Annotated in this window: 20 protein-coding genes and 2 pseudogenes; 3 read left to right on the top strand and 19 right to left on the bottom strand. The window is 44.5% G+C overall.

Annotated elements, in window-relative coordinates; all coding sequences use genetic code 11:
• Nucleotides 1–124: 124 nt before the first annotated feature.
• The 6 genes and pseudogenes from P855_RS20310 to P855_RS0102905 form a co-directional block, all read right to left on the bottom strand.
• A pseudogene (locus tag P855_RS20310) lies at nt 125–1,112 on the bottom strand (formamidase).
• 77 nt (nt 1,113–1,189) lie between these two features.
• Nucleotides 1,190–2,395 carry an MFS transporter gene (locus P855_RS0102925; protein WP_028782186.1) on the bottom strand — a complete coding sequence of 402 codons (1,206 nt, stop codon included), beginning with the start codon at nt 2,393–2,395 and terminating at the stop codon, nt 1,190–1,192.
• Between the two features lie 12 nt (nt 2,396–2,407).
• Entirely contained in the window at nt 2,408–2,827 is a 420-nt protein-coding gene (locus P855_RS0102920; RefSeq protein WP_028782185.1) for a MarR family winged helix-turn-helix transcriptional regulator, read from the bottom strand.
• Nucleotides 2,828–3,043: 216 nt separating this feature from the next.
• Nucleotides 3,044–3,451: an anti-sigma regulatory factor gene (locus P855_RS0102915; RefSeq protein WP_028782184.1), complete on the bottom strand. Its 408-nt coding sequence runs from the start codon at nt 3,449–3,451 to the stop codon at nt 3,044–3,046.
• 230 nt (nt 3,452–3,681) lie between these two features.
• Complete coding sequence (locus tag P855_RS0102910; protein WP_028782183.1) at nt 3,682–4,002, bottom strand: ArsR/SmtB family transcription factor; 321 nt, start codon at nt 4,000–4,002, stop codon at nt 3,682–3,684.
• Nucleotides 3,999–4,430: an SRPBCC family protein gene (locus P855_RS0102905; protein ID WP_028782182.1), complete on the bottom strand. Its 432-nt coding sequence runs from the start codon at nt 4,428–4,430 to the stop codon at nt 3,999–4,001. The genes P855_RS0102910 and P855_RS0102905 overlap by 4 nt, the downstream gene beginning before the upstream one ends.
• 304 nt (nt 4,431–4,734) lie before the next feature.
• Here P855_RS0102905 and P855_RS21465 point away from each other — a divergent pair, with 304 nt between their 5' ends.
• Nucleotides 4,735–7,017 (top strand): Ig-like domain-containing protein, encoded by a 2,283-nt coding sequence (locus P855_RS21465; RefSeq protein ID WP_051353055.1) that lies wholly within the window; start codon nt 4,735–4,737, stop codon nt 7,015–7,017.
• Nucleotides 7,018–7,145: 128 nt separating this feature from the next.
• Here the strand turns inward: P855_RS21465 and P855_RS20300 are convergent.
• The 5 genes and pseudogenes from P855_RS20300 to P855_RS22215 all read right to left on the bottom strand — a co-directional run bounded on the left by P855_RS20300 (nt 7,146) and on the right by P855_RS22215 (nt 9,428).
• Nucleotides 7,146–7,501, bottom strand: a pseudogene (locus P855_RS20300) (DUF4440 domain-containing protein).
• Between the two features lie 34 nt (nt 7,502–7,535).
• Nucleotides 7,536–8,471 carry a prenyltransferase gene (locus P855_RS20295; protein WP_051353054.1) on the bottom strand — a complete coding sequence of 312 codons (936 nt, stop codon included), beginning with the start codon at nt 8,469–8,471 and terminating at the stop codon, nt 7,536–7,538.
• Nucleotides 8,472–8,484: 13 nt separating this feature from the next.
• On the bottom strand, nt 8,485–8,970 hold the full coding sequence (locus P855_RS0102880; protein WP_028782181.1) for a hypothetical protein: 486 nt from the start codon (nt 8,968–8,970) through the stop codon (nt 8,485–8,487).
• Nucleotides 8,971–8,982: 12 nt separating this feature from the next.
• Nucleotides 8,983–9,294 (bottom strand): hypothetical protein, encoded by a 312-nt coding sequence (locus tag P855_RS0102875; protein WP_028782180.1) that lies wholly within the window; start codon nt 9,292–9,294, stop codon nt 8,983–8,985.
• Nucleotides 9,291–9,428, bottom strand: a complete 138-nt coding sequence (locus P855_RS22215; protein WP_161628801.1) for a hypothetical protein — start codon at nt 9,426–9,428, stop codon at nt 9,291–9,293. The genes P855_RS0102875 and P855_RS22215 overlap by 4 nt, the downstream gene beginning before the upstream one ends.
• A 143-nt stretch (nt 9,429–9,571) precedes the next feature.
• On the opposite strand from P855_RS22215, the gene P855_RS0102865 reads away from it, so the two are divergent.
• Nucleotides 9,572–10,288: a Crp/Fnr family transcriptional regulator gene (locus tag P855_RS0102865; RefSeq protein WP_084315606.1), complete on the top strand. Its 717-nt coding sequence runs from the start codon at nt 9,572–9,574 to the stop codon at nt 10,286–10,288.
• Nucleotides 10,289–10,397: 109 nt separating this feature from the next.
• Here P855_RS0102865 and P855_RS22210 read toward each other — a convergent pair whose 3' ends face one another.
• Nucleotides 10,398–10,556: a hypothetical protein gene (locus P855_RS22210; protein ID WP_161628800.1), complete on the bottom strand. Its 159-nt coding sequence runs from the start codon at nt 10,554–10,556 to the stop codon at nt 10,398–10,400.
• Between the two features lie 224 nt (nt 10,557–10,780).
• Nucleotides 10,781–11,482: an aspartate/glutamate racemase family protein gene (locus P855_RS0102855; RefSeq protein WP_028782178.1), complete on the bottom strand. Its 702-nt coding sequence runs from the start codon at nt 11,480–11,482 to the stop codon at nt 10,781–10,783.
• A gap of 184 nt (nt 11,483–11,666) precedes the next feature.
• Here P855_RS0102855 and P855_RS0102850 point away from each other — a divergent pair, with 184 nt between their 5' ends.
• Nucleotides 11,667–12,656 carry an aldo/keto reductase gene (locus P855_RS0102850; protein ID WP_028782177.1) on the top strand — a complete coding sequence of 330 codons (990 nt, stop codon included), beginning with the start codon at nt 11,667–11,669 and terminating at the stop codon, nt 12,654–12,656.
• A 117-nt stretch (nt 12,657–12,773) separates the two neighbouring features.
• Here the strand turns inward: P855_RS0102850 and P855_RS0102845 are convergent, their stop codons facing one another.
• From P855_RS0102845 to P855_RS0102820, 6 genes are all read right to left on the bottom strand, one after another.
• The gene (locus P855_RS0102845) at nt 12,774–15,737 is read right to left on the bottom strand and encodes a carbohydrate binding domain-containing protein (RefSeq protein ID WP_028782176.1); all 2,964 of its coding nucleotides are present in this window, start codon (nt 15,735–15,737) and stop codon (nt 12,774–12,776) included.
• 184 nt (nt 15,738–15,921) lie between these two features.
• Nucleotides 15,922–17,265: a GH1 family beta-glucosidase gene (locus P855_RS0102840; protein ID WP_028782175.1), complete on the bottom strand. Its 1,344-nt coding sequence runs from the start codon at nt 17,263–17,265 to the stop codon at nt 15,922–15,924.
• 29 nt (nt 17,266–17,294) lie between these two features.
• Entirely contained in the window at nt 17,295–18,317 is a 1,023-nt protein-coding gene (locus tag P855_RS0102835) for a LacI family DNA-binding transcriptional regulator (RefSeq protein WP_028782174.1), read from the bottom strand.
• 73 nt (nt 18,318–18,390) lie between these two features.
• Nucleotides 18,391–19,224 carry a carbohydrate ABC transporter permease gene (locus P855_RS0102830; RefSeq protein WP_028782173.1) on the bottom strand — a complete coding sequence of 278 codons (834 nt, stop codon included), beginning with the start codon at nt 19,222–19,224 and terminating at the stop codon, nt 18,391–18,393.
• Nucleotides 19,225–19,227: 3 nt separating this feature from the next.
• Nucleotides 19,228–20,127 (bottom strand): carbohydrate ABC transporter permease, encoded by a 900-nt coding sequence (locus P855_RS0102825; RefSeq protein ID WP_084315662.1) that lies wholly within the window; start codon nt 20,125–20,127, stop codon nt 19,228–19,230.
• Nucleotides 20,128–20,239: 112 nt separating this feature from the next.
• Complete coding sequence (locus P855_RS0102820; RefSeq protein ID WP_037985590.1) at nt 20,240–21,511, bottom strand: ABC transporter substrate-binding protein; 1,272 nt, start codon at nt 21,509–21,511, stop codon at nt 20,240–20,242.
• Nucleotides 21,512–21,682 lie beyond the last annotated feature (171 nt).

Below are 21,682 nucleotides of genomic sequence, written 5' to 3'. Positions count from 1 at the left end.
ACTTCGTGTGAATTTTTATCCATATAAAGGAAATCTGTTTTATGACACAAAAAGGCCCGACCCCATTCTAATCAACTAGAACTCACTAGGGTCAGGCAATAACAAATTAGTCAAGCTTTATATATTATGATTCTTTTTTTCGTGGAGGACCAAAGCCATAAGCCTGGCCGTCTTTATGGACAATCTCATCCTCCCAAGGCAGATGATAGTTCCCTTCCTGAAGATCCTTCATATAAGTATAAGGCGAATCCATGACACCGCCTTCTACTGCGACATAGCCTCTATGCCCAAGCTGATAGATATTATTTTCGACAGCCCAGTGCTTCCTGGCTTCTAATGCTAAATCGGGACGTACCTCTCCTGTAATAATTTCGTCAGGCCGGTCACTACCATCTACTAATGGCACGCCATCAAAACCGACAATCATTCCTTCACCCATGGAATCATTCGTGCCATCACTGCCACACATAGCTACGGAAGCAGTGTATGCCAGGTTGCAGAATGCATTGGCCTGGTTGGTGATCCGCCAGGAGTGACGAATTGGGCGCGTGTAACCTGCCGTGCGTAAAATGACATCGGCTCCTTTGTAAGCCAGCTCTCTGCTGACTTCCGGAAACATCCCGTCATGACAAATGGCTAAACCTAAGGTACTTCCGTTTGGTCCCTCACAGACAGGAAGCCCTACATCACCCGGTTCCCAGGGTTCAACCGGCGTCCAAGGATGTAATTTACGATAATTGAGTTTGATCTCCCCATGATTATCAATGATTAATCCTGTGTTGTATGGATTGCCATCCGGGTTGTACTCCATAATGGAAAAACATCCCCAAATATCGTTTTCTTTACAAACTTCTTTGAGCTTAGAAACCTCAGGCCCTTCGATCGAGCACATGATTTCGTCACTAGTGTCCATCGAAAGACCATGCAGCATATACTCTTGAAAAACTACTAAATCAATCGGTGCTGCACCGCTTGGCCTTCCGTACCATTTCGCACACTTTCTCTGTCTGCTCGGTTAAGTCTTCTTTTGTCTCCACAACCGGCAATTGTAACTGTACTAAACCAAGCACTACACCGTTGGGAGATTTATTTAAACCGACTAAACCACTCATTACCTTCTCCTCCTTTTCTTTATATTTGTTAATAAATTCCCTGTCCTGGCAACTGCTAAAACATGTGAAGAAAATAATTACCATTTACTGGAGGACCCGGGGTGCATTGCCACGCGTGTGTGATCTCTTTTTTGAATGAAGTATATGATCAGCGTAGCGGCAACCAGTAATCCCATCATCATGTAAAGAGAGCGATAACCTGTAAACGGAATGATGAACCCTAATACATAGGGACCAAAGCCTAGCCCCGCATCCAGAGCGATATAATAAGTGGACGTTGCCAGCCCTACCCGTTCCACTGGTGCCGCCTTGACAGCAATAGCCTGTGTGATCGATTGCATATTTCCAAAACCCAAGCCGATCAGTACACCCGCCGCCAGCAGGTAGACACCATTTCCTGCTGCACTTAGCAGGAACAATCCGGCAATGAACAGGATAAAAGCAGGATACATGACCGACTTTTCTCCTTTAAGATCCATCATCCTCCCAGTAAATGGCCGGGATACGAGAATCGCTATCGCATAAACTACAAAAAATAGACTTGCCGCGTCTACAAGATCAATTTCAATAGCGTAAAAATTAATAAAAGAAAGAATGCTAGAGTAGGCAAGGGATACCAGCAGTACGACCAGAGCAATCGGCAGTGCCTTCAGTTCGATGAAGCTGGACAGGCTGAACTTCTGCCTACCTGTCGTTCCCTTAGCCAGGGCTGCCCCTTTTGGAATCGTGACAAATAATGAACTCATAAAGCTGATGAGGCCAAGAACAAGGCAAAACATAAAAATCATTTGATAACTGGTTTGCTGGCTCATATAAAGCCCGATAAACGGCCCTACAGCTGTAGCAAGGGTGATGCTCATGCTATAGTAGCCGATGCCTTCCCCTTTTCGCGACTGAGGAAGAATCTCTGCAATGATGGTGCCGGTCGCTGTGCTAACTAACCCAAGCGCGATACCGTGAAGAAAACGGGTGAACAACAGAAAGCTGATTCCGTTTTCTATAAAATACAGGCAGGAGGTTAACAGGAAAGCTGTCATGCCGATATAAAGCATCCTCCTATTACCGATCGTGGTAATCATTCGTCCAAGAAACAGCCTTCCGATCAATGTGCCAATGATGAAAATACCGGTCACCAGTCCCGCCTGGCTTTCCGGGGCACCGAACTCCTCTACGGCATACACCGCCATCGTAACCAGTAATAGGTAAAAGATTAAATAAATGAAAAAATTCGCAACGGATACAAGGATGAAATCCTTTGTCCAAAGTCTGCGATCTCCGTTCATAACTAAAACTCCTTAACTGTTGATATTCTGTCTAATCTGTTTCATGATGCCAATCACTTCGATTTGCTTTTCTTCACTGATACCTTTAAGTATCTCCTGTTCAAAATGGTCGATGGCGACCCGGACATCCTGATAAACTGCTGTCCCTTTTTCCGTCAGCTTCATCCGCTTTTCCCTTTTGTCCCGTCCGGGGATCTTTTCGATGTAGCCAGCTTCCTCTAACCGGTGGATCGTCCTCGTTATGGTAGGCTTCTCCACACTTTGATAATGAGAGATTTCCACATTTGAAGCAGGTCCTTTCTGATAAAGGTAATAAAGGATCGTCCACTGTGCCCGCTGCAGGTTATGCCTGGCGAGCTTGAGATTCAGCTTATTCTCAAAGGGCCGATAAAGCATTATCAACTCCTGGAAAAATTCCTGTGCCGTTTTCATGACCAGTCTCCTTTTTTCAATTAGTTATCATGGGTAATAGTTAGCATAGGTAACTATTTGATTTTATCAAATAACTGCCCGGAAAGCTACAAGGAAAAGTTAGACGAGGACACTACAAACTAAAATGTCATTTTTATCGAATTAAAATATTAAATCTCAGCAAAATAAAAAAGTGTCTACCCAAAGGACAAATCTTCACCTCAAGGCAGACACTCTCTATATCATTTTCATCCATTTTACCGCTGTGACCTGCGTTCCAAGGCCAGGCGTAGATTTTATATTAAACTCATCCATCATTTTCTTTGTTCCGGGCAGACCGGCACCGAGACTTCCGGAACTGGAATAGCCCACCGTTAAAGCTTCCGATATATTTATAATTCCGGGACCTTTATCTACTGCTGTAATCCTTAGCCCTTTGCTATGAGTAGCCTGGACCAATTCCAACCGGATCCAGCCATTCCCTGCATAGCGATAAATATTTCTGGCAAGCTCCGAAACAGCAGTAATGACTCTTGTTTTGCTGATCGTCGGAAAACCGAGCATGTCTGAAAACTCCCTGCCTGTTTTCCTGGCAATGACGATATCTTCTTCATTCGTGATAGGAATGACGATAGAATTCTCCATTAACAGACTCCCCTTCATAAAGCATTCCGCTTATATTGGTTCCCTGTAAAGTTCCTTAAAAAAAGCCAAAAGAAGACAAGGTACCTTCTTTTGGCTTATGACCAGTTCTATCGCCTAGTACATTACTGCCGATTTATATTCAAATTATAATTTTTAATACTAAACAACTATGTTACTTGTATTCACTCCATTTGTCAATAGGTTAATAACATTTGGATTCTACCATATAGTTATTCCTCTTCAACCAGATTTTTCAAGTTACCCAGCTTGTTATCCCAATATTGTTCAAAAAAGGAAACCCATTCTTTCACTTCCATCAGCTGTGCGGGCTGAAGGGAGTATATTTTGGCTCGTCCTTCTTTTCGATCACGGACGAGCTGTGCCTCTTGCAATACTTGCAAATGCTTGACGATAGCTGTTCTGCTCTGGGAATAAGTGTCAGCGATTTCTTTGATGGAGGCATCTTTTTCTGCCAATTGCTTCAGGATTTGACGTCTGGTTGGATCAGCGATTGCCTGGTATACGTCATGCCTGGCAGTGGCAGCCATCAGTTTTCAACCACTTTTCGTAAACGATCATCAACAATTTTATCCCAGCCATTGTTCATTGTGTTACGGACATCCTGTTGTGTTCGGTTGGCAGGGCTCATCAGCTCATCAGGTGCACCCCAACCAGAATGAATTAACGTGAATCCGGTCTTGCCATCCAATTCTGACAGATAGAAAGTGATAACCCAGCCTTGCTCTCCCCAGGTAAAGGAAACTTCATTTGGTTCAACTACTTTCAATACCTTACATGCAGATGTTTCGAACTGTGACTTGATGTAAAACTCGTGACCCTCTACAGGTTCAAAATTATTGGGCATGAACCACGCTTCTATTCCCTCAGCGGTAGTAACCGCCTTCCAGACTTTCTCGATGGGAGCATCAAACACTACATTTTTTCTAATTTCAGGCACTGACTTGTTTTTATCACTCATTTTACCTCTCCTTTTATAACACCTTTTGGTTTCATATATAATATAACACCAATTAGTTATATGTCAACACTCTTCAGCCCCACTATAGCTAAACGTTTACTGGCTTGGTTCAGACTCAGTGGCGCTTCAGGTTCTGCATTCTAACAATAATTCCTGTGTGTCACTATATTTTTTTATCTCATCCTTTATACGTTAGATGTGCTCCTTCTTGTAATTTGGGCATGTGATTTTGTGTCCCACGCCCCTTCCATAATATGGTTATTGAATATTCTATAGAGAATACTATGGCGAAGGAGTGAAACGATTGATTGGAAACTTTTTTGGAAGAATCATTTGCAGAGATAATAGGCAGCTGAGAGAACAATTAAAAAAAACTATTAATAAACAAATACAATTGATTATCCCAGCATGTCCGCCGGCAGGAAGGCGCCCGAATATCACAGGAAGATTACTTGAAGTTTATGAAGATATTATCAAGATGCAGCTAGGAGAAGAACACGACAGCCATACCCCAGAAGCCAGTCAGGAGCCAAAAATCGGAATCTATCATATAGACGATATTATCGGGTTTGTACCGGCAACAGAGGGAGGATGCGGTGAAAGGGATCCTCTTGCAGACGAGTTGCAGAACCTTATCGGCCATCGAGTGGAATTAATCACCTCGAGCCAGACAGAGCCCATTACTGGTGTACTGCTTGACGTATCGGCTGAAACTGTCACGTTGGAAGTGGAAGAGCATGACGGCAGCAAACGTGTTGTCACACTGAAATTAAGTGAAGTAACCGGTTATATAGACAGCGGCAGACCGGACCCTGGTAATGAACCAGGAAAAGTTGTCCTTGCTGTTACGGTCCAATGGCCCGAAGGCACGGATCCAAGAGAAGTGGATGTTTCTCTGATCAGGGAAGATACGGAGACGATCATACGTACCGTGGATGGTGTAGCGACATTTGTAACCAACCCAAGCGGGGATATCGTTATCAGAGGTGAAGATATACCTGGTTTCATTACACCTGCAAAACAAATCCGTCTGCCTGGCAGACAGCAATATGTAACAGAAACGCTGGAATATGTCGCAGCCTCTGTACCTGTCGCAGGTGTCGGACTGGACCAGGAAAACCTGCAGCTACTACCAGGTGAAGAAGAACAGCTGATTGCTACGGTCTTCCCTCGAAATGCCAACAACCAGGAAGTCTCCTGGGCGAGCAGCAATCCTGCGGTTGCCACCGTAAATAACCAGGGAGGCGTAACAGCAATTTCTGAAGGGACTGCGGAAATTACAGTTACTACTGCCGAGGGAGGCTTTCAGGATCAGGCAACCATACAGGTTGTCGTAATTGAGAGTGTACGAAATCCATCATCGATTACCGCTGTAAGTAATCAGGTTGTGTTGCTGCCTGAGACTGTTATCGTAGAAGTGAGTAACAACACAATAATGGAAGTTCCTGTGACCTGGTATGATGGGTCCGAACAATTAGGTAACACATTTGTTGTACCGCCTAACCCGGCTGCTTCCTATACACTAAGAGGAGATGTATCCGGTACAAATCAGGATGCTGAACTGGTTATTGAAGTTACTGCCGCCCCCCCTGGAGCTGTGCCTGTAACAGGAGTAAGTGTAATGCCAAACACCGCAACCGTATACGTTGGCAACACACTTCAATTGATCGCTGAAGTAAGCCCGGCTGATGCTACAACAAAAGCAGTCATCTGGTATTCTTCGGATGAAAGTGTGGCAACTGTATCGGAAACTGGATTGGTGACAGCACTATCCCCAGGCCTTGCAGTAATCACTGTCGAAACAGTAGATGGGGGACATCGTGCTATGACGCAATTATCCATTGCCCCTGCTCCTGAAATAGAGTTGATTTATCCAACACAGGAAGTGTATACCCGTCCTCAGGACGTCGTGATCAACGTCGAAAACCTGGTAACTTATAAACCTATTGAGGCACCGACCACGTATTATGTAAAGGTGGAGCAGTCTGGAAGTAATCGGATACTTGGTGAAGGGGAAGTTGTAATCACACCAGATACTATAGAGTTTAACCTGTATACAGCGACACTTTTCGAAACAACACAAAATTATAGTGCCCGCTACTTTGTTTCAATGAGCACAGACCCAAGTTTTCCTCCGGAAGAAGATTTAACGTTACGAACGAACTTCACGATCGGCACCGCCGTTCCATCTGTCCCTGAAGATAATATTCATGTCTCCCTGGAGATGGTAGGCGGGCGTTTGGACGGCAATCCTGAAGGGATAACGTTCATCCTTGCCAGAGAACTTGGTGATATCCCAATCGAGGAATTGACCTGGGAAGACTATTGGGACAGTGACAACCAGCGGTATAGTGATGAAGTGAAGCTGATCGGTGTCACAAACAGCCAGGGAATCGTTGAATGGCAAGTGCCCCGAGAAACGCTGAAGCTTGGAGGCTATGTTTTGCTTGAAGAAACCCCGGCAGGTTATGTCGATAACCTAAATCTCGTAAATCCTGAGTCAGAGGATGGCTCCCTGATCAAAGAAGTCCGTCTCTCAAGAAATGCAACAATTGAACGTAACATCATCAATACGCCTGGAGATTAAAGGTTAGCGTTTATGAAGAGCTTCATCCAGGGATGGAGTTCTTTTTTCTTTGTCAAAATAAAATTGCCTGACCCCCACTTTAGTGATGCGTTAACTTATTAGGGAGCAGGCACTATATATATTAACTTTTAATTAGGAATTGGCCTGTTTGTAATGGTCCCCTGATGAAAATATAACTGCCATCTCCCTTCCCGGTGTTTCCAAATCGAGCTCCGAAGCGTATTGCGATTTTTAGTTTTGTTGTGGATGAAATAAGTGGTCAACACGACATCTGCTCCCAGTGGATGAAGCTCAAAATCATATAGCTCCATTTCATCGGGGTCAACCCCATTCGTAATACATTCTTCCTTGTAAATCATTAGCTGCCAATTTCAAAAAAGTCATCCGCCAGAATGTTATCCAGCTCTTCTGAAGATTTCCGTACTTCCAGATTCAAATGACTCTTCTCCAATTCCTTCATTTGTTCCATCAGATTATTATTCATATCTCCACCACTCCCCTCTCTGCTATATTACCATTTACTGGAGGACCTGGGGTGATCCAATCACCATTCCCAGTATGAAAAGCATTCCGAATGCCCAGTGATGCAAGGCAGCCCGCTTCATCGCCAGCTGTGCTTCCTCCTGCTGAGCTCCAAAAGAACGAGGAATCCGGATAGCAAGCGGAAAAGCGAGGAGCACAACCAGCACTCCAACTGGAACAAAGGAAAAAGTGACAAGTATGATTACCAGCAGATATGCACTAAACAACAACCCTTTCAAAAGACGGATCGCATTCCGGTGGCCAAGCTTCATTGCGATGGTACGCCGGAAGCCTTCGTCTTTTTTGATGTCCCGGATGTTATTGGTAAGCACCATCGAACTGATTAATAATGCAAAAACGATTCCAGTCAGCACAGCCTCCACAGTGATCGTTCCGGTTTGGACGCTGTACCCGAGAAGCGTTGTCACCATTCCCAGAAATAGCCCGGCAGTCCATTCACCAAGCCCGCGTGATGCGAGCGAGCGCCTGCCGGCAGAATAGGAAATTCCCGCAAGGATACCGAGGATTCCTACAACCGCCACCCACCACCCGGTGAGGAATGCAAGCCTTCCCCCAAGGAGCACAGCAGCAGCCATCAGAATCGCACCGGCAGCCGGAACCTGATGATGACAGGGGTACCTGTTTGTGGAAGATCCCTGTACTTTGTGCCAGCGTTCGTTATCCTGGCCATGCCGGAAGTCGAAATAGTCATTGAACAGATTGGCACCGCTTTGGATCAGCAATGCGGCAATAACCAGTAACCCGGTCTTTTCGTAGTGTAATGCATTTTCGCTCCCGGCCAAAAGACTCCCTGCCAGAATGGGACTGATGGTTCCACTCCATGTCAACGGCCGCATCAGCTGCAGCCAGGACAGCTTGCAGGTATAAGGAATGTCCTTCTCCAGCTGTGGTGCTGTTTTGTATGCCCGCACGTTTTTCGCCCCCTTACCATTTCACCATAAGAAAAATAAGCGCCACCAAACTGAGCACTTCCACCGACTCTAAAGCGGCAAGCCGGAAAAGATCCCGCGAAAGGGCTTTCCGGCTGCCAGCTGCTGCTTCTTTCCATAAATAATCGTCCGTGAATACGAGCATCATTTCCCTGTAACCCACAAAAACTCCCCAGAACAAGGCGAATGTTCCGATCGAGAGTGCGGTCAGCCAAAGATGTCCGTACGTGGTGCTGCGAATGGTATCCCAGCTGTGGAGGGGGCCGAATACGGTTCCGAGTATGATACCGGTGAGGACCACTCCTGTTCCCGCCATCGTAAACAAGTAATGCGTGTGCTTCATCAGACCAATGAGGAAAGTACGCTGTCTTTCCACAGGCATTTTTGCTGCCGCGGGAAACACGCCCCAGCCGATAAAAAGAATGCCCCCCGCCCACATGACGCCAAGCAGAATATGGATGAATAGAACCAGTTCGCGCATTTCCCTCCCTCCTTATAAAAAAGAAGCCCGGGCTCCATCAGCGCCTCGATACGTAAGATTTCTTGGAATTCGATGCGTTTTTTCCAACACGAGCCGGTAATTGCGATCGATTGCGCGCAGCATCCCGAGGAGCAGCATCGCACTGATTACCAACTGGATCATTCCCGCGAATATCAATAGCTGACCATCCAGTAAGACCATTATGCCCGCCAGCAGCACTATTTCCACCGAGAACATTTTCACGCTTCGGAGAACGACCGCCGCCGCCAAAGCTAATAGACCAGCATAGAGGACCCAGGCATACACTTCCGGGAGATACATCATATCTTTTCCTCCCCTGCTTCCAAGTCATCGAACCTGCGCTCATCAATTTTAGACAGAATATATCCCCCGCCCAGACCTTCATTGATCATCCGATCCACATCCAAATCAATAGAAAGCAATGCTTGATTCGTCATAAAACATCTCCTCCTTTGTTTTCCATTATCCTCGCCTTAGTCCGTCTTTTCTTTGACCCAGATCAAGTTTTCACAAATTCTGTGCCCATAATTTCATGCGACCATCATGCTATAATGAAAGAAAATGGAAGGAGGATACGTGGATGAGTATGATGAAAAATTCCGGTGACCGGCCCATTTGCCAGCATTGTCATCAGGCTTCCGGCCATACGTGCGTAGCCCGGGTACCGATTTTCAACCACCTTGATAATGACCAGATGGATGCGGTCACCGAAGCCATCCGGTCGCTCACCTATCAAAAGGGAGATATCATTTACCGGGCCGGTGATCCTTCTGACTCGCTATATATCGTCAATACGGGCTCGGTACGTATTTACCGGATTTCCGATTCTGGTAAAGAACAGGTGGTACGTCTCCTGCAGCCTGGGGATTTCACCGGGGAATATGCGCTATTCAGTGAATCGCTTCATGAGTCGTATGCCGAAGCAAATGAGCCTGTCACGATTTGTACAATCCGCCGAAACAACCTGCAGGATTTTTTAATGCGCTATCCTTCCATCGTCTTAAAAATACTGAAGACCTATTCCGCCCGCCTCGAACAATCGGAAAAACAGACCACCAGCCTAGCTACGGAAAGCGTCGGAAAGCGCCTTTCCCTGTATTTGGCAGAGCTGGCGGAAGCATCAGGCAGTGATACGATCCGCCTGCCGATGAACAAAAAAGACCTTGCCTCCTTTCTCGGTACCACACCGGAAACGATCAGCCGCAGGCTCGCCGACCTCGAAGCAAAAGGACTCATTCATAAACTTGATCCGAAACGCTTCCGCCTGCTTGATAAAAACCGTCTGGAAAACCTGTAAATGCCTGACCCTGCGTGTTCCATCACCAGAGTCAGGCATTTTTCCAATCATAAAAAAACGCCTGTTCCTCTGCGTGTTAACAGAAGTTCAGGCACGTTTAATATGACCGCTATTTATTGTTTTCCTGTTCCAGAATTAGTTCCTCCTGTCTCTTTCTTAATGCTGCCACTTCTTCTTCCAGGCTTTCTAGTTTCATCATTACCGGCTTAAGAACTTCTTCTAACATCGTATGCAGCCTCATCGCTTTATCGTCCTGTCGTGTGCTCATCCGTTAAGCCCTCCTTCATGTATTAGGGTTAATCCTATTTTCCTGCTACTTAAATTATAAAGCATAAACAGATGAAAAGATGCACTCCCAGTACATCTTTGAAAAATTGTCATATTTACTAGCTGATTAAAGAAGCGTTAAGCCCTAACATAAAAAAAGCCTGTGATTACAGGCTTTTGGCTTTCCTTCACTAAATTAACAGCGTTTTAAAAATCTTTTCTTAATCATTCATCACGGAACATATGCTCCACCATTTTATCTACATGGATCTCCATCGTATTAATGAGCGGGATAGCAACGTCCCCTTCTTTCAGAATCATCGGAAGCTCGGTACACCCAAGAATCAGCCCATCAATGCCAGACTCTTCGATCATCTGATTGATCACGCGGAGGAAGTCCTCTTTCGTATTTTCCTTAACGATTCCATTTTCCAACTCATCAACAATTTTTTCATGCAGGTGTGCCTGCTGCTGTTCAGATGGGACGGTGATTGGTTCCTTATGCTTCCAGAATTGTTCCTTGAAAAAGTCATGCTCCATCGTAAACTTCGTTCCCAGCAGACCTGCATTTTTTATTCCAAGCTCCCTGGTCCGCTCATAGGTCGCTTCGACAATACTGATCATTGGAACGTTTACCTGTTTCCGGATTTCCTCAAATACGATATGCGGCGTATTGGCAGCAATCACAATGAAATCAGCACCTATCGATTCCAGTTGTTTTGCAGCACCCCCGACATATTCAATCAGCTCATCCATTTGGTTCTCAGAAATAAAATGGAAAATATTATACATATTGATGCTGTTGATATAGAGTTCCGGGAGCTTCTGCCTGCTGTTCACACGCTGCTGGTACTTCTCAATGAAGAGCTTATAATAATCCACGGTCGACTCGGGCCCTAAACCACCTATGATACCTGCACGTTCCATATTCACATCCACTCCTTTCGCAACTTATTATTATTGTCGCACGAGCCATCGATATCTACAATATGAAAGCATCCTAGTTTAAGTCAGAAACTACCATTTACCATATACTGGAGGACCCGGGGTGTTTTATATTCCCGTTTTATGGATATAGTCTTATATCCATGAAACAACAGGAGGTATGACAATGAAATCACTTGATCAGGCATTACAACATAAAATTGGCCTTGGCACAGCCCCGTTAGGAAATATGTTCCGTGACGTGCCCGAAGAAGAAGCACGGGAAACGATTCAGCATGCATGGGATCAGGGTGTACGTTATTTCGATACAGCCCCCTTCTACGGAGCAGGTTTAGCGGAGATGCGCCTTGGAGAAGTTCTGCCCAACTATGATCGCGATGACTATGTGTTAAGCACCAAAGTCGGCCGCTACATGACCGATGAAAAAGAAGAAAAAGAGGGGTTATTTGCGGATGCACGAGACAATAAGGTCATTACCGATTACACGGAAGATGCTACGAAGCGGTCGATTGAGCAAAGCCTGGAGCGGTTAAAGACCGACCGGTTGGACTTCGTGTTTGTCCATGATGTTTCTCCCGATTTCCATGGCGACGAGTGGATCGACAAATTCGCCGAGGCTAAAAATGGAGCGTTTCGTGTATTGACGCAACTCCGCGAAGAAGGAGTCATCCGCTCCTGGGGACTAGGAGTCAATACGACGGAACCGATTGAACTGGCCATGGATCTGGAGGAAACACAGCCGGATATGTGCCTGTCTGCCACCCAATACACGCTTTTGCAACATGAGCATGCCTTACAGCGCATGATGAAGAAGGCCGAAGAGAAAAATATTGATATTGTCGTAGGCAGTCCCTATAATTCTGGTGTTCTGTTAGGTGGAGACCATTACAATTATGAACAAGCCCCACAGGAGATTGTAAACCATGTTAATCAATTGAAGAAAATTGGCGAGCAGTACGATGTACCATTAAAAGCGGCAGCCCTGCAATTTTCCACTGCCCATCCTGCCGTGAGAGCCGCCATTCCTGGCTCAACGCGACCGGACCGCATCAAAGAAGATATTGAAATGATCCAGCGGGACATCCCGAAAGAATTCTGGGAGACGTTAGTGAACAAGGGCTTCATTTCTCAGCAAGCACCTCTGCCTAAAAAATAAATGCAGGAATGGACGAAAGAATGCTCGGAGATTGTCCTCCGAGCATTTCCTGTGTCTTGCTTACCACTTGGTGAATGGATTATTAATTAACGGATAAAGAACCGTGTGCCAGCCAATTCATTTCACTTCAAGCTTCACATTATCAATGAAAATTTCATGCTGACCTGAGAAATTACCCATCAAAAATTTCAACGAAGCTATATCATCTGCTGTCATGTTAAAAGTGTATTCGTAGTGCTGCATTTCCTCCTCCAGGGACACCACTTCACTGAAATAACGGTGATAGGATCCATTTTCGATGGTCAGTTCTATCTGCCTTGCTATAGAAGCACGGGCCTCAAACGATAACGTATACGTGACTTCCTTGCCTAGAGAAAGGTTCGGCTGTTCCATTAACACACTCCAGGTTTCGTTCCCCGCATTCTCAATATCTAACTGCAGTTGTTCCCCTGCAATAGAGGCCTGTGCCTGGGCGTCAAAATGAATATATTCTGACCAGAATTCCATTCCATTTGAAAAATCACCATTTTTCAGTGGCGCTTCATCGATAGCTTTGGAGGTCTGGATAAGCCTGATATCATCCAAATGCACATCTCCGCCCTGTCCACCGAGCAAAAAACTTAATTGCCCTTCTTCAACAGAAGTGTCTTTCGGCATCTGGAACGTGATGGTGGTAGCATTCATTTCATTTGTCAGTTGCACTGTTTTTACTAGTAAATAACTGGAAGTACCATCCTCATTTACGATTTCAACCTGAATACTTCTTTTTTCTGACGCTTGGCCATTAAAGGTGAGCTCGTATTCCTTGTTTGTCTGCAACGGGATCCGTGTTTGCTTGAAGACAACGTCTTCCGGATGCTCTCCTTCAGTATCAATTGCGATTTCAGCTTCCCGAGTCGATTCAGGCACACTGACTTCAGCGGTAGCACCATTCTCCGAGGATAACTCCCAATAATTCAGGCGGGTCATATCCCCCTGATCGAAGGTGCCGTTATAAATGAGGTTGCCATCCCCTAACGCTGGTTTAGATGTATCTTCAGCGACTTCATCGGTTATGTCTTCCACACGCACGTTCCCAATCCACACAGGAGCGGTACCATTCGCTCCCATATTGAACTCCAGTCTTGCCCCTAAATCTGTATCCTGGTTCAAGGTAAATGTGTAGTCATAAGAATGGACATTTTCAGTCAGGGACATCGTTTTTTCTCCAGAATAATTGGCATAGCCTCTCTCAGCTCCACCTGATACCTTTGTCATCAAATTTCGGTGCGTGTCTGATTTCGCATCAAACGTCACCTTATACGAATGGCCTTTCAAAATCGGGAGTTTCTGGATTTGCTGTAGCGACCATAAGGCGTTCCCTGGGTGTTCGATCTCTGTTTTGGCAAAAGTAACTCCATCCACTTCAGTAGTAGTAATAACCCCCTCACCTTCAAAGTCCGGCAGCTTCACAAAATTCCAATCCGTTGGATGAAACTCTGCTTCGGAGTGTTCAATAACCGTGATCGCTCGTTCATAGTTCTGATCATAAATCAGATTCCCATCCTCCAATGGCTGTTTCGCATCCTCCGGTAACGTTTCTTCCTCAACCGTTGGTTCTACCGGGTCTTTATAGTCTCTCCCTGTCAATTCATAGACTCGGACATAGTCTACTTCCATTTGCCCTGGGAATTCGGTTGTTTCATCGGGATTTCCCCCATACCAGCCACCCACAGCTAAATTCAGTATCAAGTAGAATTCCTGATCGAAAGGAGCAGGAAAAGCGTATTTATCCGCCTGGTTTTTTCCTTTGCTGAACCATTCATTCTGCGTCTGATACAGTTTCCCATCTACATACCAGCGAATTTCACCAGGTTCCCACTCTACAGCATACGTATGGTAACCTGTGTAATCTTCTCCCTCAGGAAAATGATATTCTTTACCGCTGTACGTGTTGTTTGGATATTCTTCCCCATAGTGAATCGTGCCGCCGATTTCACTTGTGTCATTTCCGGCTGCCTCCATGATGTCAATCTCTCCGGATGTCGGCCAAGGACCGTAAACGTCATCCTCCGGCATCATCCAAAAAGCAGGCCAGAACCCTTGTCCTTCCGGCAGTTTCATCCTGGCTTCGAATTTCCCATACTTTTTACTGAACAGGCCTTTTGTCTTCAGCTTTGCAGAAGTATAATCATAGGATCCAAATTCATCCGTGATCGGCTCGGCTTCCTTTTGAGCTTCAATAACAAGTTTTCCATCTTTGAGATAAGAGTTCTCATCGGAATCTGTGTAATATTGCTGTTCGTTATTTCCCCAACCAGGGGCGATCGGTTGTCCTTCCTCATCAACGATCCAGTTCCCAATATCATAGGTCCACCTGGATGGGTCAATTTCGTTGGCTAAAAATTCATCCGACCATACTAGCGACCAATCCGATTTTTCTTTAGAAGGATTAAAAACAACGATTGGATTCAAGTCAGAACCGAGGGTGGTGACCTCATTTTGCATATCTTCATGGATATAAACCGTGCCAGAAACCGTTACGTCCTGTAAAGTGATGTCTTTTCCACCAGTAATCACCAGGTCACCATCGATGGTAGTTTCCGAGAGTGTAACACCGGCATGATTGATCCACGCGTTTCCATTAATCTCTTCCCCTGCATAGTCACCCTTTTTGTAATAGTAAGCAGCGATGAAAGCATCCACCATTTGGAGAATATTTATTCGCTTAACCGGCTGGTCAGTATCCAACAGTTGGTTGAAGTCCTCTTCCAGCTGGGAAGGAAGAAGTTCAGCGAGTACCTTCTTTGCTTTCTTATGGTCAATGACTGACTGGGGGTGTACTTCCTGATCGCTAAGCTCTTGTGTTATTTCGATGACTTCTTTCGCTTTCACTCCAAACAAATGACTGAGTACAACTGCATATTCCTGATGGGACATGGATGCGTTTACATTTTTCTTATTGTTCAAAGTATCAAACAATTCTTTTTCCTGCCAATATTGTTCCAACGCGGCAGTATTGTCTCCTTGTTTGGCGTGCGCTGGTGATAAACCTCCCCAAACAATAAACAGCACAATAAAGAAATAAAAAGCTTTTTTCAATCCGTCTCCTCCTTAAGGATTTATTGATTTAAAAAGGGAAGCCGAACACTTTCCGTGAGATTGCCCTTCCTTGTAACCTCTGTAACAGGAATAGGAGTTATTTCACAGAAGTATCGAGCTTCCCCTTGTTATAGCTGCCAGTTTCCCGTAAGAGCGAAACCGGTTTCCTTAACCGTCAAAAAAATTATACATGGAATCCTTGATTTTTCACGGTCTCTTTATACCAGTAATAACTGTCCTTCTTCGTCCGTTCAAATGTAGCGTAATTCACATGGATGATGCCGAATCTTTTCTCATACCCTTCAGCCCATTCAAAGTTGTCCAGTAGAGACCAGACGATATACCCTGCAATTGGCACTCCAGCTTCCAGCGCTCGATGCAGCGCTGTCAAATGCTGCTTAAGATATTCAATGCGGTCTTTGTCATGAACCCTTCCATCTTCCACGCCATGATTATAGCAAGCTCCATTTTCCGTGATATAGATGGGAACGTCACCATAAGTTTGATGGATATCGGTAAGTACTTTATAGAAACCATCGGCATAAATCGGCCAGTCGATATCGGTGCGGCGTTCATCCAGTGGAATTTCTTCTACCTGGAACAAGCCTTCACCTTTTTTGAATCGGCCGAGACTGCCTGTATAATAGTTGATTCCCATAAAATCGACCGGCTCGGAAATGATGGCAAGGTCCCCTTCTTCGACATTCAGCTTTGCATTATGCTCAGCAAAGAGCTGGACCAGCGTTTCGGGATATGTACCTTTAAATACAGGGTCCATAAACCATTCTTTCTGCCACATCATCGACCGCCGGCAGGCATCTACATCTGCTTGATTAGGACTGTAAGGCTCCAGCCATCCAACATTAGGAGCGTATCCAATTTCGCCATCAGGTATTATTTTTCTGAATGACTGTACAGCCTTTCCGTGAGCAAGCAATAAGTGATGAGAAACATCGACAGCCGTCTGCAGGTTTGTCTTCCCAGGGGCATGGATCCCTAAATAATTGGACAAAAAGGAGGCACACCACGGTTCATTGATTGTCAGCCATTTCTTCACCTTATTTCCGAACTCTTGGAACATGGTTTCCGCATAGGACTGAAATGCTTCGACTATTTCACGGACTTCCCATCCTCCCGCTTCTTGAAGTGCTTGAGGAAGATCCCAGTGATAAAGGGTGATCATAGGCTCAATCCCGTTATCAATCAGTTCCTGGATCAAGTTTCGATAGTAGGTTATACCTTCTTTATTTAACTGTCCCGTACCGTCCGGAATCACCCGTGACCAGGAGATGGAAAAGCGATACTGGTCTATCCCGAGTTCGCGTAAAAGTTGAACATCTTCTTTATATAAATGATAACTGTTACAGGCGTGATCCCCTGTGTCACCATTTTTTACTTTCCCAGGAGTATGGGAAAAAACATCCCATATCGAAGGAGAACGTCCGCCTTCATCTGCTGCTCCTTCAATCTGATAGGAAGCCGTTGCTGCTCCCCACTTTAACGTGTCAGGAAATTGTATGTTTGTCATTGTCTAACCTCCAGAAAGTCTTTAGGAAACTAGCGTTCTAATGTAGATCCCCGGGGAATCAGTTCAGGATCGACCTTTACATCCTGAATTTCACGCTCGTCATTCTCATCCTTAATAAGATCTTCAAGCATAAAAGCTGCCAGTTTACCTAATTTATGTTTATCTTGTTTTACCGTTGTCAATGGAGGATCACTGTATCGGCAGGCTTCAATATCATCGCATCCGATCAGCTGAATGTCTTCAGGTACAGACAGGCCTTTCTCTTTCATTGCCTTCAATGCTCCAAGCGCCATCATATCGGAAGCTGCAAACACTGCTTCCGGGAGCCGATCCCCACTTAAAATCTTTTTCATAGCTTCATAGCCGCTATCCTCAAAGAAATCTCCGTACTGAATCCAATCCTGATTGACCGTAAGACCGAACTGATTCATAGCATCAATAAAGCCAATATTTCTGATGCTCGCAACCAGAGAGTCCTGTTTACCACCAATATAGGCAATGTTCCGTATTTGGTGTAAATATAAATATTCCACAACTTTCAAACCGATTTTTGCATTGTCTGTCATGATATAGCTGGACCTTGGTCCCTCCAGTTTTAAATCGATACCGATACAAGGGATGTCGCTTTTTGCAATTTCATGGACAGCTTCCTCGATCTCATCACCAGCAATGATAAGACAGCCATCAACATGGAAATGCTGACACCTTTCCAGGTACTTGCTTTCCCCCTGATAGAATTTTTCGTTGGAAAACAACAGGAGATCATACCCGAGACCACCCACTGTTTTTTTGAATGTATTTACCACTTCGTTGAAAAAAGGGTGTTTAAAATCAACATTGATCTTCCCTGCATAAATCAGCCCAATCAGATTCGATTTTTTCGTCGCCAGTGATTTGGCTGAAAACGTTGGTTGATATTTGGTATCCTCGATAACTTTGAAAACTTTTTGCCTTGTCGACTCGCTGATGCCTCCATAATTGTTGATAATTTTTGATACAGTGGCCGGAGATACACCAGCCATTTTTGCGATATCCCGAATTGTTAAGTTCATGCCTTGTTCTCTCCTTAAAAGGTGCGGTCAATTATTTCCATCTATTGTATCAACAATTGGAAGAAAAGTTATATTATTTGATCGAGCCTTCTGTAATACTTGCTATGAACCAGCGATTGAAAATCAGGAAAATGATGATCAATGGAACCGTGGCCCAGAACACTCCTGAGAGCAGCATACCGAAGTCAACTCGAAAAGCATTGTTCAACGAGGCAAGAGCTACTTGCAGTGTGTAGGAAGACGGATCACGCAAGACCGTAAACTGCCATAAGAACTCACCCCAGACAAGCGTAAACACAATGATACCTAACGTTGCAAAAGCAGGTTTAATGATAGGAAGCACGATGCTCCGGTAAATTCTGAAGTTAGAGCAGCCATCTAATTTTGCTGCTTCAATCAATTCATCCGGAACCGATTCACTGATATATTGACGCATCAAAAATATTCCAAGCGGATTTAGTAAAAACAACACACCTGCTCCAAGTAATGTATCCAGCCACCCCAGCTGAGAAATGAGATAATATTGCGGAATCAATCCCAATTGAGGCGGGACTACCATTGTCAGCAGGATACAGATGAAAAAGAAATTCTTCCCCGGAAACTGAAATTTCGCAAAAGCGAAGCCTGCCAGAGAACTGATGATTAAAACTGCTATCGTCACTGTCGTACACAAAATAATCGTATTCCACATCGCTTGAAAGAAGGGAATAGTATCCAGTACTTTCATGAAATTATTTACCAGCTGGCCCCCAGGTAAAAGTGTTGGTGGAATGGAATTGTAAGCAGCACTGGGCCTTGTAGCCATGACGAACATCCAATAGAAAGGAAACAGGGATAAGAGTGAAGCGAAAAACAGCACAATATAAACAGGGAGCGATCCCGATTTCAACTTTTGGTTTTTTCTCATCTCTTACACCTTCCTTTTCTTTTTGCGGCCAATACCAGAAGTCAGCCATGTATTCAATGCCGCTGCACCAACGATGATGATCAACAATAATACGGCAGTCGCTGAAGCGGTTCCAAAGGAGCCCAAGTTGAAAGCATCCCGATAAAGATACATCACCACAGTCATAGCCTCGTCACGGTTGAACGCGGAAGAACCTAAAAAAACAGCCGGTTCTGCAAACAATTGCAATGCCCCTACTGTAGACATGAAAACAGTAAGGATAATAAATGGTTTCAGCATCGGAATCGTAATATGGAAAAACTGTTGAACCTTGCCGGCTCCATCAATGGTGGCTGCTTCGTACAAATCTTTTGGAATGCTCTGTAAACCTGCCAGGTAAATGATCGTATTATATCCGACCCACCTCCAAAAAACCATTAGGGATATAGCAATTTTAGCTCCCCATTCAGACGTCTTCCAACTGACAGGATCCAAGCCGAACAAACCAATCAAATAGTTAGCCAATGCTGTTTCACTGCTGCTGAAGAAAACCCCGAAAACCAATGCAACGGCAACCATTGAAGTGATGTAGGGCATAAAAATGGTCACCCGGAAAAAATCAGTGAAACGAATGACAGCCATGTTAAGAAAGAAAGCCAGGATGATACCGACAATCAATTGAGGGGCTGTTCCCATCAAACCGATGACGACTGTGTTATATAATGACTTCCAGAATAATGGGTCTTGCAGTACGATTGAAAAATTGTTCAGGCCGACATATTCCATCGCTCCCAGACCATTCCATTTTTGAAAAGCGAGCACAATACTGAAAACGGCCGGGTATAAACCGATTATTGCAAAAATGATAAAGAATGGTGCGATATACAAATATCCGGATAGCATATCTTTTTTCTTTTCAGACATTTGTGCAGCCGTCTTTTGTTTTGAAATGTGTTGTTGTTTCTGCACATTCTCCACTAGTTTCCCTCCTCATTATGTAAGGAGGGCCAGACAGTTTCATCCAGCCCTTTTCTTTTTAACGTTCTAACAGACCTTTGATTCGCTTAATTGCTGCTTCCCACTCTTTTTCAGGATTTGCCCCTTCTTGTACATTTCTCAGAGCAGTAAGAACTTCATTATTGACTGTCACGTATTTCGGTCCTTTATACACTTCTGGAATTTCTTTTGCTGCTTCTGCGAAGACAGCAGCGGTATTCTGGCCCCCGAAATATTCATCCTTGTTATTTTTGAATGCTTCCATTTCGTAAACCTCAGGAGCTGATGGGAACAACCCGCTCTCCGTAAACGATTTCAACTGATTTTCAGGAGATACCAGCCATTTCGCAAATTCATATGCTTCTTTGCTATGTTCTGTTTCAGCTGGAATGGCTATATAAGATCCTCCCCAGTTTCCAGTAAAGTTAGTAGGCAGAGGCGTGACACGCCACTTTCCTGCTGCCTCAGGTGCATTTTCTGTCATGTACCCTTTCAGCCAGGCTGGTGCCATCTCAACAGCAAATTCCCCTTGATTCAATGCATTCGCCCACTCAGGCGTCCACATTTGATATTCGCCGACTAGGCCTTGCTGTTGAAGTTTGACCGCATAATCATATGCTTCTTTCACTCCATTGTCCGGCTGATCGATCAATAGTTCCCCGTCACGATTAAAATAGCTGACTTCTAATGCATCCATATTGGCACGGAAAGCCATTTCCATACTGTCAACCATTGGTTTCCCTGTAGCATCCAATACTTTCTTTCCAGCCTCAGCAAACTTCTCAGGAGAAGATATCAAATCACTTACCTTATCCGGGTCTGTCGGAAGTCCTGCTTTTTCAAAAACCTCCGTATGGTAATACATCGCTTTTGGGCCTATGTCCGTCGGCAAACCGAAAAGGAAATCCCCTTCACCATTTTCCGCCATTTGCCATTTCCAATCTAAGTATTTATCTTTGATTTCTTCTGCACCTAAATCATATAAATTCACAAATCTATCTTGTGCTTCCCGGTAACGATCCAACTGGTCCACTTCAATCATCGTAAGGTCAGGTGCGCCTGTCCCTGCAGAGATGGATGTAAATAAACTATCATGATGATCCCCGAGCTCTGAATTTTTGATTTTAATATTCACATTCGGATTTTCTTTTTCATACTCTTTGGCCAATTCTTCATAATTGGTGGCACCAAACACCCAAAAGTCCAATGTCACTGTACCTTCCCCTGAAGCTGATTGATCATTTTCACCATTACACGCATAAAGGAACACCGACAAACTCAATACCAGAAACACAAGTAAGTTTTTCTTCACCTAAACCTTCCCCTTTGTTTGATAGATTTGAAGTTTTTAAACATTAACGAAACCGGTTTCGTTAATGTTTAAAAAAAACCAGCAAAAATGTAACTTCAAGGTGATTATAACTATAAATGTATCCGGTTTCAATATATTTTTTGAATTTTACATAACTTTTTCTCTATTTTT

The sequence above is a fragment of the Thalassobacillus devorans MSP14 genome, from assembly GCF_000496835.1.
GTDB classification, from domain to species: Bacteria; Bacillota; Bacilli; order Bacillales; family Halobacillaceae; genus Thalassobacillus; species Thalassobacillus devorans_B.
The sequence above is the reverse complement of the archived record's forward strand: the minus strand, read 5'-3'. Positions and strand labels throughout refer to the sequence as shown.